A 14,367-nucleotide genomic window follows, 5' to 3' on the forward strand; every position below is an offset into this window, starting at 1 on the left:
CGGCTCGAGTGGCTGCCGCCCGCGATGCGGGCGGCAGCCACTCGTGTCCTGGCCCCGGCACCGACGCCGGGCCGGGCCGAGGGAAGGTTCCGGGCGCCGTCAGCGGAGCTTGCCGGCCCCGGCGTTCCGGGGGACGTTCCTCACCACGGATCCGACCGGGTCGGCCTTCTCGTACAGCCAGGGCTCCCAGCCGACGTCCCTGCCGATCTCCTGGCCGGGACGGGCCGCGTTGTGCTCGGCCACCACGTCCACCAGATGACGGCGTGATGTGCCGTTCAGATACGTGCCGCGCTCGTACAGGTCGGTGCCGTTCCAGCGGTGGGCGATCCGGCCGGGGTCGACCGGGCCCTCGAAGTAGTTGTTCTCGGCGTAGATCCCCGACTCCAGCCCCACGCCCCACGCGTAGTCGAAGATCCCTCCCTTGTCCACCTTGTAGTAGTTGTTGTACAGGTGCACCTGGCCGCGCCGCACCCGGGGCGAGCGCTGCATGACGTTCTCGAAGAGATTGTGGTGGTAGGTCACACGCAGCCGGCCGATGTCCTCCGAGTGACCGTCACCGCCGCCCACCAGCATGCCCTTGTCGTAGTTGTCGTAGTGGTTCCAGGAGACGGTGACCAGGTCCGAACCGCGGGTGATGTCCACCGAGCCGTCGTAGACCATGTACGTGCGGCCGAAGTACTCCTGCTCGGGCCGGCCGCCGCCGTCGAAGGTGTTGTGGTCCAGCCACACGTTGGTGGAGCTGTGCACCCAGATGGCGTCGAACTCGGAGTTCCAGTTCCCCGCGGAGCCGTCCAGTGGATCCCAGGCCGGGAAGCAGTCGGCGTTGTCGGCGAAGGTGATGTTGCGGACGATGACGTTCCGCGCGCCGCGGACGTACATCGCGCCCCCGGTGATGCGGGCGTCCTCGCCGAGGCCGATGAGCGAGGTGTTGGACGGAATCCGGTAGACGCCGTGCTCGGCCTGGTTCCGGTGGGAACGGGCCCGGGCCTCCTCCAGAGGTCCGTGGGGACGCTCGGACATTCCCCATGTACCGGGGTCGTAGGCCGCCAGATAGGACTCCAGGGTGTACTCGGGATCGGCGAAGTGGGTGCAGTCCACCGGCTGGTTCCGGTCGTCGACGTTGATGTCGACGGTGCCCTCGACGTAGATGATCCTGGGGGTGTCGTCGCCGGGCTCGCCGAGCGCCTCCAGCAGTTCGGAGCGGTTCGACACGGTGTACACGTGCTCGGGCGCGGCCGAGGCACCTCCGGTGGTGCCGGCGCCGTAGGCGGCCCAGCCGTCACGCGGGCCCAGCACCTCGTGCCCCAGCCCGGCCCCGGGGTCCCCGGGCGGTCCGGCCGGGGGCCGGGCCGAGGACGCGGCCGGTACGGCGCCCGCCAGAAGCGCGGCCGCGCACGCTGCGGTGATCACCTTGGTCAAGGGTCTCATCGGTGTCTCTCCTTCTCCTCTCGGACGGGTCCGTGCGGGGAAACCGGCACAGCGAGCAGCCGGAGAACACCGCGATCACTGCAAAGGCTTGTATCGCCCCTCGCAGCTCTGGACACGACGGTGTGCTACATGGTCCTTCCATTACCCCTGTGAAACAAGGGATCGGACGAGAGCGGGGAGAACACCCACGCAACGCGAGGCGGGCCGGAGACCTCTTGAACAGCACGAAGTTGCAAGCGGTTGCATCGCGCCGCTCACCCGTCCGCTCCGACGGCCGGGCAGAGCCGAGGGCCGCGACCGCGGACAGAAGAAGGTGCCCGCCCGGAGCGAGGCTCCNTGGGCCCGTCTCCGCGGGCCGCGCCGGGTCACCTGGTGCCCCTCCTGCCCTGCAGGAGCAGAGCGGCCCCCACGATGCCGAGCAGGAAGATGACACCGCCGGTCACGACCTGGTTCCAGATCACCCCGGCGTCCGGGCTGCTGCCCACCACCCACGGGGAGACGACCAGCCATGCACCGATGGCGCACAGCCCCCAGCCGAGCCCGTACATGCGCTCCGGCGCCACGGCGAAGCCCAGGGCCAGCAGGCCGACAGCCACACCCACGATGAGGTTGTGGATCACCAGGGTGGGCTGTGACGCCGTGAAGTTGACCACCCACGGCGAGATCGCCAGGTACAGCCCCGCCAGGAACACGGGAGCGTCCACCAGGGTCACGTCCTGGCCGCCCATCACACGGGAGTAGCGCGCCCGCATCTCCATGGTGTCGGGGTGTCCGGCCAGATCAGTGCCGCGGTGCGAGACGTCAGCCATCGCAAGCCACCTCCTTCGGACCCGTGCGAGTGCGGGGTGCACCGAGAGGTACACGGGCCACACACCCCCATTATGCCTTTTGTCCAACTATGCCCAAATCCTTGGAGGTCACAGTCCGGTGAGATTTCCGGGAGGGTGTGCGGCGGGCCCGGCCCGCCGGGCGCCGGACGCGGGGCGGCCCCGGGCGGGAGCCCTGATCTCCCATTGCCCGGGGCCTTGTCCCCTACGGAGGCCACTCGCGTCGGCCAGGGGATCGGGTGCCCCGGCCCGGCGGACGCAAACCATGCCCTCTCACCCCTCTCACATTCCGCGTTCCCTGGCCCCCTCCCGGGTGCGGCCGGCGGAGACGGGGCGGTGCGGGTGGCGCCGCAGGTACTCCCCCTCCAGCTGCGCCATGCGGACGTTGTGATTGGCCAGCGCGTCGGCCGATCCGTGCAGCAGGGTGTCGTGCCTGGTCCGGTGGATGACCTCGAGTTCCCGCAGCAGCTGCGCCTCGTCCAGCGCGGCCGGATCGATGCCGGAACCCCTCTCACGTGCGGTGCTGTCGCGTGCGATGCCCATCAGGCGGACTCCTTCCGTGTCAATGGCCACCGGCCGGGTACCCGGTTCGGCCACCCGCTCCCACCCGAGGAGGAGCCCATGGAACTCGGATTCCTCAGTCCGCTGTACGAACGCCCCGGCCCCTGGGCGTCGGTCTGCTTCGGCACCTCGTTCACCACCGAGGACGCCGCCGCACGGCACGAGCTGAGCGCCCGCGCCGCCGGCGAACAACTGGCTGAGCAGGGCGCGGACAGCAAGACCTGCCGGGCGGTGTACGAGGCGCTGGCCGCACTCCCGCGCACCGACGCACCCGCGGGCCGGGCGGTGTTCGCCGCCGACGGCGAGGTCGTCCTGGACCCCGCGCTGGCCGAGGAGCCTCCGGGCGGTCTGCAGACCTGGTGGGCACCGCTGCCCCATACCGCTCCGCTGCTGGAGCTGGCCGACGGTCACCCGTCCTGCCTGGTCGCCTACATCGACCGGACCGGCGCCGACTTCGAGTTGCGCGGCCCGCTGGGCGCCGCTTCCGCCGGCACCGTCACCGGTGAGGAATGGCCCCTGAACCGCACCGCCTCCAAGGACTGGTCGGAGCGCCGGTTCCAGCAGGGCGTCGAGGACACCTGGGAGCGCAACGCCGCCGTGGTGGCGGAGAACCTGGCCGCCTGCCGCACCGAGACCGGCGCCGAGCTCATCGTGCTGGCCGGGGACCCCCGCCAGCGGCGCGCGGTCAGGGACCGGCTCCCCGAGAGCGACCGGGCGGTGGCGGCGGAGACCGAGTTCGGCGGGCGTGCCGAGGGGTCCTCCTCCCCGCAACTGGAGGCCGAGATCGAGGAACTGCGCGCCGCGCACGCGCGCCGGCGGGTGGAGGCCACGGTGGACCGTTTCCTGGCTGCCCGGGCACCGGACACCGAGGGGCGGCTGGATGCCGTGGAGGGCACGCCGGCGCTGGTGGACGCGGCCAGGGAGCACCGGATCGCCACGCTGCTGGTCCGGCCGGACGCGCCGGAGACGCACCGCGAGGTCTGGGTGGGCCGCGAGCCGGATCAGGTGGCGGTGCGCCGCACCGAGGTCCAGTACCTGGGCGACACCGATCCGGAACCGGCACGGGCGGACGACGCGCTGCTGCGGTCCGCGGCTGTCACCGGCGCCGAGGTCCTGTCGGTGGGCGCGGTGGCGAAGGCCGACGGCGACCTGCCGGCCGGCGGGCTCGGCGCGCTGCTGCGCTGGCCCGTCGAGTCCGAGGGCCGCGCGGAGAACCGCACACCGGAAAGCTGAAGGAGGCCATCATGGAGGACCGGGGCAACAGCCGGCTGAACGCGCGGCGGGACGATGAGATGAAGCAGGAACTGCAGGGACAGCTGCGCGGCGGAGGCACGACGCACGCCGAGGAGTGGCGGGAGCCGGAGCCGTCGGCGGAGGACGACCCGGACGTGGGGGCCGGGCCGGTGCCGCCGGACGCCTCCGCCCGGCGGGAGGCCGCCGACGAGGAGTTCCGTTCCGATCTGGCCCGGCATCTGCGCCGGACTGCCTTCCCTGGCCACCGGGACGACCTCGTGAACGTCCTTCGGGAGGAGAACGCCCCCGACGGTCTCCTGGAGGCCGTGCGGCGGCTCCCCGGTGAGGAGACGTTCGGCAACGTGCAGGAGGTTGTCACCGCGCTGGGCCGCCGGCCCGAGTCCTGACCCGCCGCCCCTCAGGTCCGCCCGGCCTCAGGCCCGGGCGACCAGCGCGAAGCCCCGGTCCCTGAGTCTGGGCAGGTAATGGCGCAGTGCCTGGACGGTCTGCCCACGGTCGCCGCCGCCGTCGTGAGCCAGCACGATCCCGCCGGAGTGTGCGCCCTCCAGCACCGCGGAGGAGATGGCCCCGGAGCCGGGCCGGGTCCAGTCGTTGGTGTCGATGGACCAGCCCAGCGGCTCCATGGCCAGTTCTGCGCAGATGGTCAGTGAGGCCCGGTCCCAGACGCCGTAGGGTGCGCGGGCCCAGCGGGGCGGCTCCCCGAGCACCTTCTCGATCACCTCGCTGGTGCGGCCGAGTTCCTCGCGCACCCGGGCCCGGGAGATCAGATTCAGCTGCGGATGGCTCCAGGAGTGGTTGGCGACCACGTGACCGTCGTCGGCGATGGCCCGCAGCAGGTCCGGGTTCCAGGCGGCGTTCTCCCCGATGACGAAGAAGGTGGCCGGGGCGTTGTACCGGCGCAGAATCTCCAGCACCTCGGGGGTGTGGCGGGGGTGCGGGCCGTCGTCGAAGGTCAGGGCGATCCGCCGGCCGGGCCCCGGCAAGGTTTTCGCCGCTGCCCGGCGGACCGCGGTGGGCGGCCGTCCGGGTGCCGAGGGGACGGAGCCGGTTCCGGCGAAGGGGCGCAGCCGGTAGGCCGCGGTGTCGGCGGGTGACGCCTGTCCCGGAGCGCCGGCCGGCGGAACCGGGTCCGGGCCCTCCGGCCCGTCGCCCGGCCCGAGCAGTGCGCGGTTCACCGCGACCAGCCCGAGGCATCCGGCCGCTCCGAGAAGCACCCTCCGCGAGATTCGCATTTTATCGTATGAATCATATGACATGACTCACTGTTCTCACGAAACCCACCGGAAGCGACGAAACGACACCACGCCCGCTGCACACCGCACCCGAACGGACCTCCGGTCGCCCGCCCCGCCGTCACTCCGCCTCCGTGGGCCCGGCCACCGCCTCGACGGCGGCCAGGATCTCGGTCACCCGGGCCCCGAAGCGCACGTCGCAGGCGTCGGGTTCGCCGGTTTCCACCGCCGCCCGCAGGGCGTCCACCGCACGCAGGAACGGGCGCACCGGTCCTCCGTCGGACCAGTTCGGAAGGGTCGCCACCCCGGAGCTGCCGCGCAGCACCGCGGTCACCTCGGCGGCGGCGGGCGGAACGGTGTGACTGACCGTGACCGTGCTGGAGGCGCCGGACTCGTGCCGCAGCACGAAATGCACCATGTCCCCCGGCCCCCGGGCCGCCCGGATCGTATCCAGATCCACGACATCACCCAGCGGGGGCATCAGCACCGACAGCGCGTGCGGGCCCACGTCCCAGAGGGCACCGCGCTCCCGCCGCCAGGGCGAGGCGGCGAACGGGCTGTCGGCACCGCCGAAGATGGGGGAGAGCCAGTCCGCGCGGCCGGTCACCCAGCCGCCCTCCGCGGCCCGCTCGGTGACCCAGTCCCCGGTCAGCGAGGCGAACCGCAGGGTGAAGAACACCACCGACGCCACGCCCGCCCGCTCGGCGGCCTCGGCCACCGCCCGCGCTCCCTCGGGCGTGGAGGCGACGGGCTTGTCCAGCAGCAGGTGACAGCCCGCCTCGGCGGCCCGCACCGCCAGCGGCGCCTGGACGTCCGGCGGCAGCGCGACGGCCACCGCGTCGCAGTCGGCCAGCAGCGCGCCCACGTCATCGTAGGCGCGGGTGCCCAGCTCCCGCGCCAGCTCTCCGGCAGCCTCCGGGCGGCGCCCCCACACCCCGGCGAGTTCCGCGCCGGGGTGCTCCGCCAGCGCGGGGCCGTGTGTCATCCGGGCCCAGGGACCGGTGCCGAGCAGGCCGAATCTCATGCGGATGCCTCTTTCCCTCGCCTCGGGTGGTAGCGCTCCCACCCTACGGCGGGCACCTCTCCGCCGGACACCGGGCGAACGCGCGCGGCAGTTCACCGCGCCTTAACAGCCGGGCAATTGCCGGGAAACGGCGGCTGGCGACAGTGACGGCAGTGCACGCCGCACCCGCGATGACCCCGGAGGAGCACGACCGTGAGCTACAAGGCCGAGTACATCTGGATCGACGGCACCGCGCCGACCGCCAAGCTGCGCTCCAAGACCAAGATCCTCGCGGACGGCGCCGAACCCGGGGTCTGGGGCTTCGACGGCTCCAGCACCAACCAGGCGGCCGGCCACGCCTCCGACTGCGTGCTGAAGCCCGTCGCCTCCTACCCGGACCCGATCCGCGGCGGCGACAACATCCTGGTCCTGTGCGAGGTGTTCAACACCGACGGCACCCCGCACCCCTCCAACAGCCGCGCCGAACTGCGCCCGGTCGCCGAGCGGTTCGCCGCTCAGGAACCGCTGTTCGGCATCGAGCAGGAGTACACCTTCTTCGAGGGCACCCGCCCGCTCGGCTTCCCGGTGGGCGGCTTCCCCGCGCCGCAGGGCGGCTACTACTGCGGCGTCGGCTTCGACGAGATCCACGGCCGCGACATCGTGGAGAAGCACCTCGACCACTGCCTCGCCGCGGGCCTGGGCATCTCCGGCATCAACGCCGAGGTCATGCCGGGCCAGTGGGAGTTCCAGGTCGGCCCGCTCTCCCCGCTGGAGGTCGCCGACCAGATGTGGGTGGCGCGCTGGCTGCTCTACCGCACGGCGGAGGACTTCGGCGTCTCCGCCACCCTCGACCCCAAGCCGGCCAAGGGTGACTGGAACGGCGCCGGAGCGCACACCAACTTCTCCACCAGGGCCATGCGCGAGAACTATGACGCGATCATCACGGCCTGCGAGGCGCTGGGCAAGGACGGCAAGCCGCTGGAGCACGTGAAGAACTACGGCGTCGGCGTCGAGGACCGTCTCACCGGTGCCCACGAGACGGCCCCCTGGGACCGCTACAGCTACGGCGTCTCCGACCGCGGTGCCTCGGTCCGTATCCCCTGGCAGGTCGAGCAGGACAAGAAGGGCTACATCGAGGACCGCAGGCCCAACGCCAACGTGGACCCCTACGTGGTCACCCGTCTGATGGTCGACACCTGCTGCACCGAACTGGAGTCGGCCGGGCTGGTCTGACCTCCCCGCGGCCCGGCCCGCACCCGTCCCCCCGGCAGCCCCGCAGCTCGGCACCGCCGGGGGGACACCGAAGGCGCCCGCCACCGGCGGGCGCCTTCGGTGCGCCGCGCCACGTGCCCCGCCGTCGCCAGGTGCACGCACCCGCCGGAGGTCCCGCACCGGGGAGCCGGGCGCACGGGCGCCCCGGCGTGAGTAACCCACGGCGGGCCGGCTCGTTCTGCCGGGTATGCCCGCACGCAACGCCCCCGCAGGCGACCACGTCCGCCCCGGTGCCCCCTTCGAAGAGACCGACGCGGCCGACCGGCCCGTCGGTCTCGAACAGGCCGAGGCCGCGCTCATCGAGCACTATCCCCGGCTGGTACGCCTGGGGCATCTCGTGCTGCCGCCGGCGCTGGGCCGTGAACGCCGGGTGCTGACCGCGCACTCCGTCGTGCAGGGCGCACTGCCCCGCGAGCGCCGGGTGGGTCCGCAGGCCGTGCCGCAGCACCTGCCCGACCAGCGCGACGGCCGGCGCGACGGCGGGGACGAGGCGGGCTACGCCTGTCTGCGGCTGCGCGTACTGCGCGCGGCGCTGGCCGCGGGACGTCCGCCGCGGATCGCCGGCCGGGAACTGCGCCGGCTCCCCCGGCCGCCCCGGCTGCTGCCGCGGGTGCTCGGACTCTCGCTGTTCCCCCGCTCCGGCGGCGCCGAGGAACTGGCCCTGGAGCAGGCCCTGTCGAAGGTCTCCGCACCGGCCCGCGCGGCGTTCGCGCTGCGTCGCCTGGAGGGCCTGCCGGCCTCGGCGGCCACGGCCCTGCTGCAGGCCTCCGGGGTCCGGGAGGAACAGGCCCGCCAGGCCGTGCGGACCGCCGACACGGTCGCCCGGGACACCGGCTGCGAGTCCGGTCCGGTCCCGGTGCCGGACCCCTGCTCGCTGCAGGCCCGCCCCACCGACCTGCTGCGCAGACGCCAGCACACGCGCGCCGCCACGGCGGCCGGGTCGGCGCTGGCGCTGGTCGCCGCGCTGCTGCTGACGCTGCCCGGCTGGGAGCGGGCGGACGGGAGCGGCCCGGCGGCCGGGGCCGCCGCGCGGGCGGCACTGGACCCGCAGGAGCTGCACCGGGCGGATCCGCGGGCCTGGCGGAAGGCCGCCCGGCTGGACTTCTCCGTCTGGCCGGCCCGCGGGACGGCGGCCGGCGACGAGTCGCTGCTGCGGCGCGCGCTGGCCGTGTGGGCGGAGCCCGGGCAGGATGTCGCGGTCTCGGCCACACCGGGCACCGCGACCGGCCCGCCGCCCGGGCCGCCGCACCTGCTCTACGCGGGCGAGAGCGACGGCACCACGGTGGTGATCTGGCACGACGGACTGCGTCTCGTGCGCTACGCCGAGCCGGCCGGGGGTCCGGGCCCGGCCGCTTTGGACTTCGCCCGCACCGACGGCGCCGACGCGGCGGGCTCCGCCGCCGTCGTGCTCAGCCGCACCGACGGGAACGTCCGCTATCTGACAGCTCCTTGGGTGACCGAGGCCGCCGTCACCGATCTGCGGGACCCGGCGGGCACCTCCACCGGTCTGGCAGTCGCCGAGGACGGGGTGACCGCGCCGTACGGCAGCCCGGCCGGGCAGGAGGGCTGCGAGCGCTACCCAGTGCTCGAGCTGTCCGGCACCGGGGACCCCGGCACGGCGGCTGCCTCCCCGCTCCTGGCCGATCTGGGCGAACTCCTGCCGGCCCGGCTGACATACGGCCCTCCGGACACCGGCACCCAGGACGTGCCGCCCGGGGAGGCCCGCCGGCAGTGGGCGCGCACCGCCTGCCACCTGCCCTCGCTCACCGGCGGCGGGGTGCGGGCGGTCAACGTCTGGGCGTTCGCCGAACAGGTGCTGCCCGAGGAACAGGGTGTGGCGCACTGGGTGTGTGCCAGGGCGGAGACCTGGAGGGGAGGCGGCGGCCGCGCCACGGCGCAGATCCAGGTGCCCGGCCAGGAACCCGGCGCGCCCGGCGCGGTGGCGGCCGGGTCGCAGGACGGCCCGCAGTGCGGCCCGCGCGATCCGCGGGTGCTGGCCGGGGTGCTGTGGAAGGCCCCCTCGGACACCTGGTACCTGCTGGCGGCCGGCAGCGAGCAGGTCACCGCCATCACCTCCGCCGGCGGGGCCGAGGGGCGGGCCGAGGGCCGCACGCTGGCGCTCCCGGCCGAGGAGAACGCGGAGGTGGAGCTGACGGCGCACCTCGCGGACGGCGGGGAGCTGGGTGTGCTGCGCTGAGCCCGCCCGTCGCGGTGTCCCCTCCCGTCATGTGCCGGTCGCCCGCTGTTGGCCCATGCGGTCTTCCGCGGGACGGGTGTGCTGAGGCACGGTAGCCAGCGCTCCGTGATTCCACCTCCTCGTCCGACCCCAGGAGATGACATGCAGCGCCGTACCTTCCTCCGTGCCACCACCACCGGCGCGGGTGCCCTCGCCTTCTCCGGCGCCCTGTGGCAGGGCGCCGCCGTGCCCGTCGCCCACGCCGCCCCCGATCCCGGCCCCTACGGGCCGCTGCTCCCGCCCAACGAGCTGGGTGTGGCACTTCCGGCCGGTTTCTCCGTCCGGATGGTCGCCCGGTCCTCCCGGCTGGTGCGCGGCTATGTGTGGCATCCGGCTCCGGACGGCGGGGCATGCTTCCCCGACGGCGACGGCTGGATCTACGTCTCGAACTCCGAGGTGCCGCTGGTCGGCGGGGCCTCCGCGCTGCGGTTCCGGCCCGACGGGCTGGTGGACCGCGCCTACCGCATCCTGGGCGGCACCACGCTCAACTGCGCCGGGGGCGCCACGCCGTGGCACACCTGGCTGTCGTGCGAGGAGACCTTCCGCGGGAAGGTCTTCGAGACCGACCCGTACGGGCAGCGGGCAGCGGTGGCGCACCCGGCGATGGGCCGCTTCAAGCACGAGGCGGCGGCCTGCGACCCGGACCGGGAGGTCGTCTACCTGACCGAGGACGAGTCGGACGGCTGCTTCTACCGCTACCGCCCCGACAGCTGGGGGGATCTGTCCCGCGGCCGGCTGGAGGTGCTGTGCGAGACAGCGGGCGGCGGGGTGGGCTGGCAGCCGGTGCCCGACCCGTCGGGTCCGCTGCTGGGCCGTCAGACCCGCCATCAGGTGCCGGACGCCCTGCACTTCAGGGGCGGCGAGGGCTGCCACTACAACGCCGGGGTGTGCTTCTTCACCACCAAGGGCGACGACCGGGTGTGGGCCTACGACGCGGAAGCCGGTGAGCTGAGCGTGGTCTACGACGCCGACGGCTCGCTGGACGGCGTGGACAACGTCACCGGGGTGGCCGGCGGCGACCTCTACGTGGCGGAGGACGGCGGCAACATGGAGATCAACATCATCACCCCGGAGGGCGTGGTCGCGCCGGTGCTGCGGATCGACGGCCAGCGGGATTCGGAGATCACCGGCCCGGCCTTCTCCCCGGACGGCTCACGGCTGTACTTCTCCTCGCAGCGAGGGACGGCCGGGGACCCGGCCGGGCTCGGCGGCATCACCTACGAGATGTCCGGCCCCTTCCGTCGCTGAGTCTCCTTCCCGGTCCGGGCCGCCCCGCGCCGCCGGTGCGCGGCGACCCGGACCCGGGAGGCACAGCGGGCGGAGCAGTACCGTCGGGGGAGCCGCAGCCGTCGTCTGGGCGCGCTGGCCGGGGCCCTGACCGTCACCCGGCTCCGCCCGGCCCTGGAGGCCGGACCGCTGGCTCTGGCCTGCCTGCTGGGCACGGGGGCCGTGCTGTTCGCGGTGGCGGGATGCTGCGAAGGGCCGCTGCTGGGCGCGACGCTGCGTATCAGGGCCGCGCACGCGCCGCCCGGTGTCCGCACGCAGGTGTTCACCACGGCGGCCGGGCTCAAGATCTCGGCCGGGGCGGCGGGTGCGGCTCTCGCCGGACTGCTGTCGCAGCTTCCCGGCGCGGTTCTCCTGCTGGGGGTAGCGGCCGTGCACCTGCTCTCCGGCGGGTTGCTGCGCCTTCTCGGGCAGTCCTCCGACCGACAAGATTCTCATGTTCATGCCAATAGGCAAACCCCTTGACAGGCAAGGAAGTTGTGAGAATCCATTCGCATCTTCGACCTGGTGTTCGACACGTTGTTCGTGCAGGATGAACGCGATTCCCGGACCGTGTGAGGCGAGCCCCCACCTCCTTGCATACACAGGGCCGAGGCTCCGCCGACGGGGCCTCTCGGGGGAGGTGCGTGCTCACCTCTGCGGCACAACGCCAGGAGGAGAGTTGACCCACAAGACTTCCAGACGCGGCTTCCTGACAGCCGCGGCAGCCGTGGGGGGCGCGGCTGTCACCGTCATCTGTTCCGGTTCCACGTTCGCGGCAGGCTCCGAACTGCCGGTCGTCACCTACCCCGAGCACCCGGGGGCGATCTACCCGAAGGGCGCTTCCGCCCGCACCCTCACGGCCGGTGCGGCCACCGAACCGCTGAACGCCACCGTCGACTGCGGGCTGGGCAAGGGAGGCGGCGCCTGATGGCCACGATGGTCTCCCGCTCCGCGTGGGGCGCCCGCGCCCCGCTGAGCCGCAACAGCAACATCACCCCGCAGTACGGCGGGGTGACCGTCCATCACGTGGACGCCGTGCGGGTCGCCCGCAGCAGCCACAGCAACTGCGCAGCCCAGGTCCGTGGCATCCAGAATTACCACATGGACACCAACGGCTGGCAGGACATCGCGTACTCCTACCTGACCTGCGTCCATGGATACGTGTTCGAGGGCCGGGGTCCCAACCAGCGGACCGCCGCCAACGGCACCACCGAGGGCAACCAGAACTGGTACGCCGTGTGCGGACTGGTGGGAGGCACCTCCAGCAACTACGACACGATCACGGCCCAGCTGATCGACGCCTTCCACCTGGCGATCTCGACGCTGCGCAGCGCCGGCGGCGCGGCCAGTGCCATCAACCGGCACATGGACCACAAGGCCACGGCATGCCCGGGCAACCTGTCGTCCTATGTGCTGGACGGATCCCTGAACCCGGGCGGCGGCGGCGGAGCTCCGTCCTGGCCGGGGGTCTACTTCCGGCAGCCGCCCACCTTCCACCACTCGAGCGTGGGCACCTGGCAGTCCCGGATGAACAGCGCCCACGGCTTCAGCCTGGCCGTGGACTCGGCGTACGGCCCGGCGTCGGAGTCGGCGTGCCGGACCTTCCAGCAGCGCCGCGGCCTGGCCGTCGACGGCATCGTCGGTCCTGACACCTGGAACGCCACGTTCTCCTGACGGCCCGCCGTCACGCCCCCGGTCGCCGGCTCCCGCCGGCCACCGGGGGCGTCCGCCGCGGACCACACTCCGCTGTCCGTGCCCCGTGCCAGACTCCCCGCATGACCGACATCCCGGCGGAGAACTTTTCGCAGAAATGGGCCGACGACAGCAGACAGCCGCTCCCCCGCACCAGTGGCGAGCGCGAGACTCTCACCGCCCTCCTGGACTGGCATCGCGAGACCTTCGCCCTCAAGTGCGCCGGCGTGCCCGCCCGCCGGCTGTCGGAGAGGAGCGTCCCGCCCTCCGGCCTGAGCCTGCACGGCCTGGTGAGGCACCTGGCCGGCACCGAGCGGTGGTGGTTCCGCATGCAGTTCGCCGGCGAGGACCTGCCGCACCTCTACTACTCCGACGACAACCCGGACCAGGACTTCGAGGAGCTGGACGGCGATGTCACGGAGGCCTTCGCCGTGTGGCGTGCGGAGTGCGAGCGGGCCCGCGAGGTCGTCGCCGCCGCTCCGTCCCTGGACGCCACCGGCATCCAGCGCTCCACCGGCGAGCCGGTCTCGTTGCGCCGGATCCTGCTGCACATGCTCGCCGAGTACGCCCGGCACAACGGCCACGCCGATCTGCTCCGCGAACGCCTCGACGGCGCCACCGGCCACTAGCCGGACGGTAAACCGTTCGACACCCGGCTGCGCCGCGCGCAGAATCGGCGCATGACCTCACGGACCGATCTGCCGCAGACCTGGGACGAGCGCGCCTCCCTGACGACCCTTCTGGACTACACGCGGGCCACCGCCCGCGCCAAGTGCGAAGGTCTGTCGGAGGAGCACGCCCACAGGGCGCCCCTCACGACCTCGCCGCTGATGAGCCCGGCCGCGGTCATCAGCCACCTGCGGTGGGTGGAGTACTCCTGGTTCGAGGTGGTGTTCCTCGGCGAGGAGGACCGCGGCCCCTGGTCGGAGGAGGAGCCCGACGGTGAGATGACCGTGGCGGCCGGCGTTCCGCTGCCGGAACTGCTGGACCGGTACGAGGAGACCTCCGCCCGCTACCGGGAGCTGGTCGCCGCCCACGACCTGGAGGCCACCGCGAAGCGGCCGGTCCGCGACGGCCGGCACGTCACCCTGCGGTGGATCCTGCTGCACCTGATCGAGGAGACGGCCCGGCATAACGGGCATCTGGACATCCTGCGCGAAATGGCCGACGGCACCACCGGGGACTGACTGCGCGATGAACACCCTGCAGACCGTCCATGGCGTGCCCGTCCTGATGTGCGCCGCCGAAGGGGACCTCATCCGCGGCGAGCGCGACGCCCTGGATCTCATCGGCGACGCCGGCTACCAGGGGGCCCGGTGGGTCGTCGTCCCCGTCGAACGGTTCGGTGAGGGGTTCTTCCGGCTGCGCACCCGCGTCGCCGGCGACATCGTCCAGAAGTTCGCGAACTACCGCCTGGGACTGGTCGTCCTCGGGGACATCTCCGCGCGCACAGCGGCCAGCCCGGCTCTGCGGGACTTCGTCCGGGAGAGCAACCGAGGACACCGGACCTGGTTCCTCTCCCGCCCGGAGGAGCTCCACGAGCGGCTGAAGGGCTGAGCAGTCGCAGGGGGCGGGCGGGGGATGGGCACGCCCCCG

General features: G+C 73.1%; 16 protein-coding genes. 11 read left to right on the top strand and 5 right to left on the bottom strand.

Translation table 11 applies throughout. From position 1 onward, the window contains the following. Positions 1-99: 99 nt before the first annotated feature. The 3 genes from ABD299_RS02105 to ABD299_RS02115 form a co-directional block, all read right to left on the bottom strand. Positions 100-1,428, bottom strand: a complete 1,329-nt coding sequence (locus ABD299_RS02105) for a pectate lyase family protein (protein ID WP_344258335.1) — start codon at positions 1,426-1,428, stop codon at positions 100-102. A gap of 365 nt (positions 1,429-1,793) precedes the next feature. Continuing rightward, the gene (locus tag ABD299_RS02110) at positions 1,794-2,237 is read right to left on the bottom strand and encodes an SPW repeat protein (protein ID WP_344258337.1); all 444 of its coding nucleotides are present in this window, start codon (positions 2,235-2,237) and stop codon (positions 1,794-1,796) included. Between the two features lie 300 nt (positions 2,238-2,537). Further along, positions 2,538-2,798 (bottom strand): DUF6158 family protein, encoded by a 261-nt coding sequence (locus ABD299_RS02115; RefSeq protein WP_344258339.1) that lies wholly within the window; start codon positions 2,796-2,798, stop codon positions 2,538-2,540. A 78-nt stretch (positions 2,799-2,876) separates the two neighbouring features. Between ABD299_RS02115 and ABD299_RS02120 the strand changes: the two genes are divergently transcribed. Together ABD299_RS02120 and ABD299_RS02125 are read left to right on the top strand one after the other, a co-directional pair. After that, positions 2,877-4,049, top strand: a complete 1,173-nt coding sequence (locus tag ABD299_RS02120) for a baeRF2 domain-containing protein (protein WP_344258340.1) — start codon at positions 2,877-2,879, stop codon at positions 4,047-4,049. An 11-nt stretch (positions 4,050-4,060) separates the two neighbouring features. After that, positions 4,061-4,456 (top strand): DUF2795 domain-containing protein, encoded by a 396-nt coding sequence (locus tag ABD299_RS02125; RefSeq protein WP_344258341.1) that lies wholly within the window; start codon positions 4,061-4,063, stop codon positions 4,454-4,456. Positions 4,457-4,483: 27 nt separating this feature from the next. Here the strand turns inward: ABD299_RS02125 and ABD299_RS02130 are convergent, their stop codons facing one another. Together ABD299_RS02130 and ABD299_RS02135 are read right to left on the bottom strand one after the other, a co-directional pair. Next, positions 4,484-5,302, bottom strand: a complete 819-nt coding sequence (locus ABD299_RS02130; protein ID WP_344258342.1) for a polysaccharide deacetylase family protein — start codon at positions 5,300-5,302, stop codon at positions 4,484-4,486. A 121-nt stretch (positions 5,303-5,423) separates the two neighbouring features. Further along, complete coding sequence (locus ABD299_RS02135) at positions 5,424-6,326, bottom strand: Gfo/Idh/MocA family protein (protein ID WP_344258343.1); 903 nt, start codon at positions 6,324-6,326, stop codon at positions 5,424-5,426. Between the two features lie 192 nt (positions 6,327-6,518). Between ABD299_RS02135 and glnII the strand changes: the two genes are divergently transcribed. From glnII to ABD299_RS02180, 9 genes are all read left to right on the top strand, one after another. Next, positions 6,519-7,538: a glutamine synthetase gene (glnII, locus tag ABD299_RS02140; RefSeq protein ID WP_344258344.1), complete on the top strand. Its 1,020-nt coding sequence runs from the start codon at positions 6,519-6,521 to the stop codon at positions 7,536-7,538. Positions 7,539-7,764: 226 nt separating this feature from the next. Beyond that, positions 7,765-9,774 (top strand): hypothetical protein, encoded by a 2,010-nt coding sequence (locus ABD299_RS02145; protein ID WP_344258346.1) that lies wholly within the window; start codon positions 7,765-7,767, stop codon positions 9,772-9,774. Positions 9,775-9,915: 141 nt separating this feature from the next. Continuing rightward, positions 9,916-11,061, top strand: a complete 1,146-nt coding sequence (locus ABD299_RS02150) for an alkaline phosphatase PhoX (protein WP_344258347.1) — start codon at positions 9,916-9,918, stop codon at positions 11,059-11,061. Positions 11,062-11,262: 201 nt separating this feature from the next. Next, positions 11,263-11,562 carry a hypothetical protein gene (locus ABD299_RS02155; protein ID WP_344258348.1) on the top strand — a complete coding sequence of 100 codons (300 nt, stop codon included), beginning with the start codon at positions 11,263-11,265 and terminating at the stop codon, positions 11,560-11,562. A 196-nt stretch (positions 11,563-11,758) separates the two neighbouring features. Next, positions 11,759-12,007 carry a twin-arginine translocation signal domain-containing protein gene (locus ABD299_RS02160; protein WP_344258350.1) on the top strand — a complete coding sequence of 83 codons (249 nt, stop codon included), beginning with the start codon at positions 11,759-11,761 and terminating at the stop codon, positions 12,005-12,007. Beyond that, the gene (locus ABD299_RS02165) at positions 12,007-12,753 is read left to right on the top strand and encodes a peptidoglycan recognition protein family protein (RefSeq protein WP_344258352.1); all 747 of its coding nucleotides are present in this window, start codon (positions 12,007-12,009) and stop codon (positions 12,751-12,753) included. Before ABD299_RS02160 ends, ABD299_RS02165 begins: the two co-directional genes overlap by 1 nt. Before the next feature lie 101 nt (positions 12,754-12,854). Then, the gene (locus ABD299_RS02170) at positions 12,855-13,400 is read left to right on the top strand and encodes a DinB family protein (protein ID WP_344258353.1); all 546 of its coding nucleotides are present in this window, start codon (positions 12,855-12,857) and stop codon (positions 13,398-13,400) included. Positions 13,401-13,451: 51 nt separating this feature from the next. Continuing rightward, positions 13,452-13,958 (top strand): DinB family protein, encoded by a 507-nt coding sequence (locus ABD299_RS02175; RefSeq protein WP_344258354.1) that lies wholly within the window; start codon positions 13,452-13,454, stop codon positions 13,956-13,958. A 7-nt stretch (positions 13,959-13,965) separates the two neighbouring features. Then, a complete protein-coding gene (locus tag ABD299_RS02180) occupies positions 13,966-14,328 on the top strand; it encodes a DUF4180 domain-containing protein (RefSeq protein ID WP_344258355.1) in 363 nt (120 codons plus the stop codon). Positions 14,329-14,367: the final 39 nt, after the last annotated feature.

Origin of the sequence: Streptomyces sodiiphilus, from assembly GCF_039529215.1 — a bacterium.
In the GTDB taxonomy this organism is placed as follows: domain Bacteria; phylum Actinomycetota; class Actinomycetes; order Streptomycetales; family Streptomycetaceae; genus Streptomyces; species Streptomyces sodiiphilus.

Coding starts and splice junctions, on each gene's coding strand:
- ABD299_RS02110 (WP_344258337.1), bottom strand. CDS start 2,237: ATGGCTGACGTCTCGCACCGCGGCACTGATCTGGCCGGACACCCCGAC.
- ABD299_RS02180 (WP_344258355.1), top strand. CDS start 13,966: ATGAACACCCTGCAGACCGTCCATGGCGTGCCCGTCCTGATGTGCGCC.
- ABD299_RS02150 (WP_344258347.1), top strand. CDS start 9,916: ATGCAGCGCCGTACCTTCCTCCGTGCCACCACCACCGGCGCGGGTGCC.
- ABD299_RS02120 (WP_344258340.1), top strand. CDS start 2,877: ATGGAACTCGGATTCCTCAGTCCGCTGTACGAACGCCCCGGCCCCTGG.
- ABD299_RS02105 (WP_344258335.1), bottom strand. CDS start 1,428: ATGAGACCCTTGACCAAGGTGATCACCGCAGCGTGCGCGGCCGCGCTT.
- ABD299_RS02115 (WP_344258339.1), bottom strand. CDS start 2,798: ATGGGCATCGCACGCGACAGCACCGCACGTGAGAGGGGTTCCGGCATC.
- ABD299_RS02175 (WP_344258354.1), top strand. CDS start 13,452: ATGACCTCACGGACCGATCTGCCGCAGACCTGGGACGAGCGCGCCTCC.
- ABD299_RS02130 (WP_344258342.1), bottom strand. CDS start 5,302: ATGCGAATCTCGCGGAGGGTGCTTCTCGGAGCGGCCGGATGCCTCGGG.
- ABD299_RS02125 (WP_344258341.1), top strand. CDS start 4,061: ATGGAGGACCGGGGCAACAGCCGGCTGAACGCGCGGCGGGACGATGAG.
- ABD299_RS02135 (WP_344258343.1), bottom strand. CDS start 6,326: ATGAGATTCGGCCTGCTCGGCACCGGTCCCTGGGCCCGGATGACACAC.
- ABD299_RS02145 (WP_344258346.1), top strand. CDS start 7,765: ATGCCCGCACGCAACGCCCCCGCAGGCGACCACGTCCGCCCCGGTGCC.
- ABD299_RS02165 (WP_344258352.1), top strand. CDS start 12,007: ATGGCCACGATGGTCTCCCGCTCCGCGTGGGGCGCCCGCGCCCCGCTG.
- ABD299_RS02170 (WP_344258353.1), top strand. CDS start 12,855: ATGACCGACATCCCGGCGGAGAACTTTTCGCAGAAATGGGCCGACGAC.